The organism is Actinomadura logoneensis, from assembly GCF_003428695.1.
Taxonomy (GTDB): Bacteria; Actinomycetota; Actinomycetes; order Streptosporangiales; family Streptosporangiaceae; genus Spirillospora; species Spirillospora logoneensis.
The window spans coordinates 1-4,655 of the sequence record NZ_QURH01000820.1; the positions used below are offsets into that span (position 1 = coordinate 1).

The window sequence follows — 4,655 nt, forward strand, 5'->3', positions numbered from 1 at the left end:
CGCGCCGGCGTGCGCGGGCTCCCCGGTCGCGAGCGGCGCGGGCTCGTCGGCCGTGAGCGGTGCGGGTGTGGCGTCCGTGAGGGGCGCGGGGGTGGCGTCCGTGAGGGGCGCGGGCGCGGCGTCCGTGAGCGTCGCGGGCTCGCCCTCGCTGGGGGAGTCCGGGGCGGGCGGCGCGCCGATCAGGGTGGCGAGCAGGTCGGGGACGGTCGGGCGGCGGTCCGGTTCCTTGTCGAGGGCGGACTCGGCCAGGGAGCGGAGGCCGTCGTCCAGACCGTCCAGGACCGGGGGCTCGTGGACGACGCGGTACAGGATCTCGTGGACGTTCCGCCCGTCGAACGGCGGACGGCCCGTCGCGGCGTACGCCACCACGCAGCCCCAGGCGAAGACGTCGGCGGCCGGGGTGAGGGCGCCGCCGCTCACCAGCTCGGGCGCGGCGTAGGCGGGGGTGCCGAGGAACTGGCCGGTGACGGTCGGGCCGTCCCCGCCCTCCAGGGCGCGCGCGATGCCGAAGTCGATCACCCGCGGTCCGGTCGCGGAGAGCAGCACGTTGGACGGCTTCAGGTCGCGGTGCACGATCCCGGCGGCGTGGATCGCGGCGAGCGCGGTGGCGACGCCGACCGCGAGGCCCTCCAGGTCGCCGCCGCGCAGCGGGCCCCGGTCCCGGACGGCGGCGGCCAGCGTCGGGCCGTCCACGTACTCGGTGACGACGTAGAGCGGGTCCCGCTCCAGCTCGGCGTCCAGGACGGGCGCGGTGCAGAACCGGCTGACCCGGCGGGCGGCGGTGACCTCGCGGCGGAACCGGGCGCGGAACGCCTCGTCCTCGGCCAGGTCCGGGTTCACGACCTTCACCGCGACGTGCCGCCCGGACGCGTCCTCGCCCAGCAGGACGGTGCCCATCCCGCCACGCCCCAACCGGGCGGTGAGGCGGTAGGGCCCCAGTCGCTCGGGATCGCCGGCGCGCAGCGGAGATGGCATGTCCCGGACATTAGTGGATCTCTTGGGCGGCGCTGATCGGGAACCGTACGCTGGGACGCATGGACGCGACCACGGACGTGCTGGGACCCGGGTACGAGGCGATCGAGCTGCCGCTCGGCGAGGACGCCGAGGGCGAGGTCGTCGCGACCCTCGTCCGGCGGCGCGGCGAGACGCGGTCCCGGCGGGCCGTCCTCTACCTGCACGGGTTCGTGGACTACTTCTTCCAGCGCCACCTCGCCGACTTCTACGTCGGGCTCGGCTACGACTTCTACGCCCTCGACCTGCGCAAGTACGGGCGGTCGCTGCGCCCGCACCAGACCCCGAACTTCGTGCGCAGCCTCAGCGAGTACTTCCCCGAGATCGACGAGGCGGTGCGGATCGTCCGGGACGTGGACGGCCACGACACGCTGCTGCTCAACGGGCACTCCACCGGCGGGCTGGTCGCCGCGCTGTGGGCCGACCGGGTGCGCGGGCGGGGCCTGGTGGACGGCCTGTTCCTGAACAGCCCGTGGTTCGACATCGCCGAGCCGTGGCCGCTGCGGAAGGCGGGCGCGGGCCTCGCCCGGGTGCTCGGCGCGCGGTTCCCGACCGCGAAGCTGCCCGCCGGGGTGTCCGACCTGTACCCGCGCAGCCTGCACCGCGACCACGACGGCGAGTGGGAGTTCGACCTCGGCTGGAAGCCGCTGCTCGGCTTCCCGGTCCGGGCGGGCTGGCTGGACGCCGTCCGGCGCGGCCAGCTCCGGCTGCACCGGGGCCTGGCGATCGACGTGCCGGTGCTGGTCATGGCGTCGGTGCGCAGCGTCCGGCCCAAACCCGGAGTCGAGGGCCTGACCAGCGCGGACGCCGTGCTGGACGTCGAGCACATGGCCCGCTACGCGCCGCGCCTCGGGCCGGTCGTCACGCTCGTCCGGATCGAGGGCGGCCTGCACGACCTGGTGCTGTCGGCCGAGCCCGTCCGCGCGCAGGTCTTCGACCAGCTCGGCCGCTGGATGCGCGGCTACCTCCCGGACACCGGGATCAGCCGTTGATCTCCGAGATGTCGAAGTCGTCGAAGTCGCCGACGACCGCCACGGACCTGTTCCCGCCCGCCGCCACCAGTGCCCCGGCCCCGCCGTTGGCGAGCGGACGGTCGGCGTCGGCGGTGTCGGCGGCCTGAGAGCCGTTCACCCACAGCCGCAGCCTGACCTTCTTGCCGCCGTCCTGCTGCTCGCAGGCGGCCTGGACCTTGTTCGTCCCGTTCTTCTTGTACCCGGAGACCGAACCGGTCGTGGCGAGCTCCTTCGTGCCGAGAGCGCCGCCGACCTTGCGGACGACGAGGCCCTTGCCGTCCTTGCGGAGCAGGAAGGCGTAGAAGGCGTCCTTGCTGTCGTCGAAGTCGTCGTGCATACGGCAGAACACGCCGGCGGACGCGTCGTCCGGGCCGCCGTCGAACTTCAGCGTCGTCGTGACCAGCGCGCGCTCGGGCACCTCGCCGTTCTTCGGTGCGACGCGCCAGCGTATGGACGAGCCGTCGGTGCTGATCCAGTAGAGGCCCTTGTCGTAGCCGTACGAGGAACCCATGCTCTCCCAGCCCGACCGGTCGTTGGAGAAGTCGTCGCTGAACACGCTCGCGGTGTTGGACGGCGGGCCGTCCGGGGAGAGCAGCGCCCACGCGCCGATCCCCACCGCCAGCAGGACGACCACGGCGGCGGCGCCGATGACCAGCGGCTTTCGGGACCGGCCGGCCAGGCCGGACCGGGAGGCGGGGATCTGGTCGTCCCGGGTCGGCTCTGCGCTGAGCAGTGTCGGCTGCGCCGTCGTCGGCGGCTGCCCCGGCGCGCCCGATCCGTTCGGCGCCCCCGATCCGCCCGGCACGCCCGATCCGCCCGAGGCGCCGTGCAGGCCCGGGGCGGCCAGCGTGCCGGGGAGCGGCCCGGACGGGTTGTGCCACGACGCCTGGACGGTCTCGGCGATGCGCGCGGGATCCGGCTGGGCGTTGCCGACCAGGCCGGCCAGCAGTTCCTGGACGGTCGGACGGTTCCGCGGGTCCTTGTCGAGCGCGGCGGTGACGATGCCGCGCAGGTCCGCGTCCAGGCCGTCCAGGACGGGCGGCTCGTGCGCGACGCGGTAGAAGATCTCCGGGACGGTGCCGCCCGCGAACGGCGCGCTGCCCGTTCCGGCGTAGGCGACCACGCAGCCCCAGGAGAACACGTCGGACGCGGGCGTGACCGGCTCGCCGCGCAGCAGCTCCGGCGGCAGGTAGTTGGGCGTCCCGACGAACTGGCCGGTGCGGGTCGGGCCGTCGGCGGCGTCCAGCGCCCGCGCGATCCCGAAGTCGATCACCCGCGGGCCGGTGCCGGACAGCAGCACGTTCGCGGGCTTGAGGTCGCGGTGCACGATGCCCGCGCCGTGGATCGCCGCGAGCGCCGTGGCGACGCCGACCGCGAGTCCCTCCAGGTCGGAGCCGGGCAGCGGGCCGCGCTCGGCGACCGCGCGCTCCAGGCTCGGCCCCTCGATGTACTCGGTGACCACGTACAGCGGGTCGTGCTCGAGCTCGGCGTCCAGCACGGGCGCGGTGCAGAACCGGCGGACCTGCCGGGCCGCGGTCACCTCGCGCCGGAACCGGTCCCGGAACGCCGCCTCGCTGGCCAGCTCCCGGTTGATCACCTTGACGGCGACCTTCCGGCCGGACGCGTCCGCGCCGAGCAGCACCGTTCCCATCCCGCCGCGGCCGAGCCGGCCGACCAGCCGGTAGGGCCCGAGGCTTCGGGGGTCCTCCGGGCCGAGGGGCGGGATGTTCGCGGCGGCTTCCAAGGTCATCTCGGGTCCTGGGGGGTCGGGAGTCGGCGGCGAGGTTGGACACGCCCCGGCGTCGGTCGACGTGTGTCGGCGTCTCCCGACGGGTGCGGCGCATCTGTTCGACGTGCGCGGCGCGTCCGTCCGTTCCGGTGTGGTCCGCACCGGATGCCCCACCTTACCGAGGAAGCGATCGGCCGCCCCGCCCCGCTGGCCGGCCCTCCTCCGCTTTCTACCGCCGGGGTCACACCCAGTCACGGAGGGTGGCCCCGGCGAGGGCGAAGGTCGCCTCCACGCGGGCGGCGACCTCCTTGGGGTCCCAGACGCCGGCGTGCGCGCAGCGCTCGAACGCGATCCGCGTCGCGCCGGTGTAGAACGCCACCATGATCTCGGGACGCGGGTCGACGGCCGGGTCGACGCCCTCCCGCTCGGCGATGATCCGCGCGAGCCGCCCCTCGGTGCGCTTGTAGCGGGCCATCTCGGCGGCGTTCAGCGCGGGCTCGGCCTCCAGCACCCGGCGGATGCGGCGGAACCGCTCGGTGTCCTCGGGCGCGCCCGTGGCGATCTTCCTCAGCACCAGGCGCAGCGTCTCGAAGAGCGCGGCGAACGGCCGCTCGTCCGCCGGACGCTCCGCCAGCCGGTCGGCGAACCACTGGTCGTGCTCGTCGAAGAACCCGGTGACGACGTCCTCCTTGGTCGCGAAGTACCGGAAGAACGTCCGCTGGGACACGTGGACGGCCGCGACGATCTCGTCCACCGTCGTCGCGTCGTAGCCCTGCGCGAGGAACAGTTCGAGGGAGGCGTCGATGAGCGCCGTCCGGGTCTGCCGCTTCTTGCGCTCGCGCAGCCCGCCCGCGCCCGCCCCCGCGTCGCTCCCCGCGCCCCCGGCGCCGCTGCCCCCCGCG

At 74.8% G+C, this 4,655-nt stretch carries 4 protein-coding genes; 1 reads left to right on the forward strand and 3 read right to left on the reverse strand.

Annotated elements, in window-relative coordinates:
• Nucleotides 1-975 (reverse strand): serine/threonine-protein kinase (locus DZF91_RS28095; protein ID WP_147341422.1); only part of this gene is annotated, 975 nt, incomplete at its 3' end.
• Between the two features lie 59 nt (nucleotides 976-1,034).
• Here DZF91_RS28095 and DZF91_RS28100 point away from each other — a divergent pair.
• A complete protein-coding gene (locus DZF91_RS28100) occupies nucleotides 1,035-2,003 on the forward strand; it encodes an alpha/beta hydrolase (protein WP_199486948.1) in 969 nt (322 codons plus the stop codon).
• On the opposite strand, the gene DZF91_RS28105 is transcribed toward DZF91_RS28100, so the two are convergent.
• A complete protein-coding gene (locus tag DZF91_RS28105) occupies nucleotides 1,993-3,774 on the reverse strand; it encodes a serine/threonine-protein kinase (RefSeq protein WP_117360140.1) in 1,782 nt (593 codons plus the stop codon). The two genes, DZF91_RS28100 and DZF91_RS28105, sit on opposite strands and share 11 nt — an antisense overlap.
• 220 nt (nucleotides 3,775-3,994) lie before the next feature.
• Nucleotides 3,995-4,655: TetR family transcriptional regulator (locus tag DZF91_RS28110; RefSeq protein ID WP_117360141.1), on the reverse strand; the 661-nt coding region annotated here is incomplete at its 5' end.

Bases quoted from the DNA above. Each gene is read 5' to 3' on its own strand.
- DZF91_RS28100 (WP_199486948.1), top strand. From the start codon at position 1,035: ATGGACGCGACCACGGACGTGCTGGGACCCGGGTACGAGGCGATCGAG.
- DZF91_RS28105 (WP_117360140.1), bottom strand. From the start codon at position 3,774: ATGACCTTGGAAGCCGCCGCGAACATCCCGCCCCTCGGCCCGGAGGAC.